A 254-nucleotide genomic window follows, 5' to 3' on the forward strand; every position below is an offset into this window, starting at 1 on the left:
GTTGAAGGCCTCCTGGAGTTCGCTACAGCCTGCAACGACGTCTGGTATGCCGGGGCGGCAGATGAGAACCTCCGCTTCAGCCATGTCGACGATTAAACATCATCGTAACAATGTTAATGTATTGGGTATCCCTATGAATGTCCGAATTGGAATCGATATCGGTGGGACATTCACCGATGTCAGCCTGTTGCGCGAGGATGGAAGCGCGCTGGTTTTCAAAACACCTTCGACACCGGCAGCTCCGGAGAAAGGGG

1 protein-coding gene is annotated in these 254 nt (G+C 53.1%); it reads left to right on the forward strand.

Annotated features, from left to right (window positions below):
• Positions 1-133: 133 nt before the first annotated feature.
• Positions 134-254: hydantoinase/oxoprolinase N-terminal domain-containing protein (locus SB822_RS58935; RefSeq protein ID WP_410859354.1), on the forward strand; the 121-nt coding region annotated here is incomplete at its 3' end.

This window comes from Paraburkholderia sp. SIMBA_054 (genome assembly GCF_046534875.1).
GTDB classification, from domain to species: domain Bacteria; phylum Pseudomonadota; class Gammaproteobacteria; order Burkholderiales; family Burkholderiaceae; genus Paraburkholderia; species Paraburkholderia hospita.